3 protein-coding genes and 2 tRNA genes are annotated in these 3,464 nt (G+C 58.6%); all 5 read right to left on the reverse strand.

Features of this window, described 5'->3' with window-relative positions; genetic code table 11:
* A tRNA-Asp gene (locus EOL86_12925) sits at positions 1-77 on the reverse strand.
* Positions 78-88: 11 nt separating this feature from the next.
* A tRNA-Val gene (locus tag EOL86_12930) sits at positions 89-164 on the reverse strand.
* Between the two features lie 117 nt (positions 165-281).
* Entirely contained in the window at positions 282-725 is a 444-nt protein-coding gene (locus tag EOL86_12935; protein NCD26478.1) for a hypothetical protein, read from the reverse strand.
* Positions 726-731: 6 nt separating this feature from the next.
* Positions 732-1,727: an adenosine kinase gene (locus EOL86_12940; GenBank protein ID NCD26479.1), complete on the reverse strand. Its 996-nt coding sequence runs from the start codon at positions 1,725-1,727 to the stop codon at positions 732-734.
* Between the two features lie 191 nt (positions 1,728-1,918).
* On the reverse strand, positions 1,919-3,464 hold a 1,546-nt coding region (locus EOL86_12945), incomplete at its 5' end, for a hydroxylamine reductase (GenBank protein NCD26480.1).

The raw sequence follows: 3,464 nt of genomic DNA on the forward strand, positions 1-3,464 counted from the left end.
TGGCGGGGCCGATGGGACTCGAACCCACGGCCTCCGGCGTGACAGGCCGGCGTTATAACCGACTTAACTACGACCCCGCATTTTCGTTTGGTGGGCGGTACAGGGATCGAACCTATGACCCTCGGCTTGTAAGGCCGACGCTCTCCCAGCTGAGCTAACCGCCCAGTCCCGTCCAACGAGAGACAGCTTTTATAGAGACTTTTTTTATCTGTCAAAGACTTTTTTCAAAAAAAATGCGCTCCGAAAATAGTTATTCTATTTAAGCTGTTACACAATCCAGACTAACTGTCTCCCTGACCCTTCTCTTCATGACCAGCCGAAACAAAAAGGAGGGGAGCAACTCCCCACCGGCGTCGAATCCAGTTAATCCCGCGCAATACCGGGCCACGTGAGACCAAATAGCGCTCCAGGCGATATTTTCCGGGAAAATTCATGACCATGAGTCCAATGAGCATGGTCAGAAGACCTTGGCCCGGCAAAATCAGCATGGCCAGCCCAGCCGCGAGCAAAACCACGCCCAGCAAATTTTTGAGCATGACCACGAGGGTCCGCACGACCATGCTCCGGTCGCCCCAAACGTCAACCCGTCGACGCGATGCGCAGAAATAATCGTGCGGAATGCGCACGGCGATGAAAGGCACGGCCAAAAGCGATCCCAAAAAACTGACCACGGAGACAATGGCCAGCCACCAGGCCAGGGGTTCGCTCCAAACAAGCATGCCCATGTGCCTTCAGCGCGCCTGGAATTCGGCCAAAATCTGACGGTAGTGCTCGGGTTCAAGGCGCGGGCCAAACACGGTCACGACCCGTGACGCGGCCAAGCTGGCCAACTGCCCGGCTTGGTCATAACTCATGCCATGGGTGATTCCATACATGAAGGCCCCGGCAAACATGTCCCCGGCGCCATTGGTGTCGATGGCCCGGGCCGGACACGGGTCGATCTCGTGTGTCCCGTAGCCGTCAAAAATCAATGCCCCGTCCCCGCCCAGCGTGATCACGAAGGCTCCGGCGATACGCTTGAGCTCATCCGCGGCCTTGGCCAGGGTCCGGCAGCCGCCCCACAACAAGGCCTCCTCGCGGTTACAAAACAGTAAATCCACCCCCGAGCCGATGACTTCTTCAAGGCCCAACCGGAAATACTTGACCATGGCCGGGTCCGAAAAACTCAGCGCGGTCTTGACTCCAGCGGCGCGGGCCAAAGCCATGGCCTCGGCGGCCGCAGGGCGGGCCGTGGGCGAAGTGACCAAATAGCCTTCGACATAGAAAAATTTGGATGCACGCAATGCGTCTTCCCGAATCTCGGACCGGGCCAGGGATTCGGAAATCCCCAGATATGTATTCATGGTCCGTTCCGCATCGGGGGTAACCATGACCAGACATTTGCCAGTCACGCCCGAAGCCCGGCGCTCCGTCAAATTGGTGTCGATCCCGGCCCGTTTCAATTCCTGCACATAAAAATCGCCCATCTCGTCATCGCTGACCAGACAGGAATAGAAGGATGTTCCACCAAACCAGGCATTGGCCACGATGGTATTCGCGGCCGAGCCACCGCCAGAACGCGAATTCTTTTCCTCGCGCAGATATTCGAGCAGCTCGAACTGTCGTTTTTCGTCGACCAGGGTCATGAGGCCCTTTTCCACGCCCATGGAATCAAGAAAATCATCGCTGACTTCGAATTCCATATCCACCAGGGCGTTGCCCATGCCGTACACATCGTATCGTTTCATGCTTGTCCCATGGAAAAGTTGGAGATTTGTGCCCTCCGCAAGCCAACGCCTCGGGCGTGATCCTGGACCTAAACAAGGATGACCCGTTCGTCCATGCCCGAAGGCCGCCTCGGGCCGCGACAAAAAAGGCCACCCTCGCGGATGGCCTTTTCCAGGCGCCACAACTGGAGCGCCGTCGAATTACATTGTGTCTATTTTCCGGCCATCATGGCCGCGATGTCGTCCTGGACCGTGCCGATGGGCTTGATGTCGAAGTTTTCCACCAAGACCTTGGCCACATTCGGCGACAGGAAGGCCGGCAGGGTCGGCCCCAGGCGGATGCCCTTCACGCCCAGGAACAACAGGGCCAGGAGCACGGCCACGGCCTTTTGCTCGTACCAGGCGATGTCGTAGGACACAGGCAGCTTGTTGATGTCGTCCAGGCCAAAGACCTCTTTGAGCTTCAGGGCGATGACAGCCAGGGAGTAGGAATCATTGCACTGTCCGGCATCGAGCACGCGCGGGATGCCTCCAATGTCGCCCAGATTCAATTTGTTGTAGCGGTACTTGGCGCAACCGGCCGTGAGGATGATGGTATCCTTGGGCAGATTCTCGGCCACTTCGGTGTAGTAGCTGCGCGTCTTGTGCCGACCGTCACAGCCGGCCATGACCACAAAACGCTTGATGGCGCCGGACTTGACCGCCTCCACCACCTTGTCGGCCAGGGCCAGCACCTGATGATGGGCAAAGCCGCCGGTGATGGTTCCAGTTTCGATTTCCGTAGGCGGCGGACAGGACTTGGCCTGCTTGACCAGGGCCGAGAAATCCTTGGCCCCGCCAGCGGGGCGGTCCGGGATATGGACCGCGCCTTCGTACCCGACCACGCCCGTGGTGTAGAGACGATTCAGGTAGGTGTTGGTTTTCTTCAAGGGCACCAGACAGTTGGTGGTCAGCAGGATGGGGCCGTTGAAGGACTCGAATTCCTCGTTCTGATGCCACCACGACCCGCCGTAATTACCAACAAAGTGCGTGTATTTCTTGAAGGCCGGATAGTAATTGGCCGGAAGCATCTCGCCGTGGGTGTAGACGTCCACGCCCGTGCCTTCGGTCTGTTTCAGGAGTTCGTCCATGTCCTTCAGGTCATGGCCGCTGATGAGGATACCGGGCTTCGTGCCTACGCCGATATTGACCTGGGTGATTTCCGGATGGCCGTAGGTCGAGGTGTTGGCTTCGTCCAACAGGGCCATGGTGGTCACGGCCATTTCCCCGGCCTTCATGACCATGGCGATCATGGCGTCCACGGACAGGGCCTTGGTAGTCGAGGCCAGGGCTTCGAGCATGAAGTCGTCGATCTCGGGCTTGCGAAAGCCCAGGGCGGCGGCGTGCTCGGCATAGGCGGCAATGCCCTTGAGGCCGATAATCAACAGCTCGCGCAGGGAACGCACGTCTTCATTTTCCGTGGCCAGCACACCCACGGTCTTGGCTTTTTCGGCAAAGGCCGAAGCCGAACCGCTCCAGGTGGCGGCGTCAGGCAGGGGTTCACTGAAATCCTTGCCGTGTTTGGCCTTGTAGGCGGCCAGAAAAGCGGCTTTCAACTTGTCGCGCCGAACCAGGCCGTCCTCGACCATGGCCACAAAACGCGCGTCATCCCAGTTGGCATTGGTGATGGTGGCAAACAACCCCTGGAGCACGAAGTCGTCGTTGGAACGGTCCGGCTGCCCGAGCTCCTTCAATTTTTCGCCGTACACGGCGATGCCG

This window comes from Deltaproteobacteria bacterium, assembly GCA_009930495.1.
GTDB lineage: Bacteria > Desulfobacterota > Desulfovibrionia > Desulfovibrionales > Desulfomicrobiaceae > Desulfomicrobium.